The organism is Brevundimonas sp. UBA5936 (genome assembly GCA_002430835.1).
Classification (GTDB): Bacteria; Pseudomonadota; Alphaproteobacteria; order Caulobacterales; family Caulobacteraceae; genus Brevundimonas.
In genome coordinates, this window is the sequence record DJDA01000002.1 from 4,151 (window position 1) to 4,486 (window position 336).

Annotated in this window: 1 protein-coding gene; it reads right to left on the minus strand. The window is 65.8% G+C overall.

The window, feature by feature from the left end; genetic code table 11:
• The coding region (locus B2Y21_RS15910; protein WP_414632846.1) for a hypothetical protein at window positions 1-116 on the minus strand (116 nt) is incomplete at its 3' end.
• Window positions 117-336: the final 220 nt, after the last annotated feature.

Sequence of the window (336 nt, forward strand, 5' to 3'; positions counted from 1 at the left end):
TTGGCGGCGGGCGCGGCTTCGGCGCCCGGCCAGGTGATGACCCCGCCCGCCGTCGCGGCGGCGGCGAAGGTCAGGCCGACAGCGGCCCCCAGAATGAACTCCTTGCGTTTCAGCATCGTCGTCCTTGCAGTCTCTACTGGCGGATACGGAAAAGCTCCGTTCGCCCATGGATATAGGGCGTTACGGCTCAAGCCAATGCACGCCCTCGCGATGATTGTTCCCGATCGTCGTTCGCGATGTGGCGCGTCTGCGTCAGGAAGGCGGCGAAAGGCTTTCCAAACGGACAGGCTCAGGCGTTCTCGTCGTCCGCCGTCAGGGCGGCCAGGGCGCGTTCTT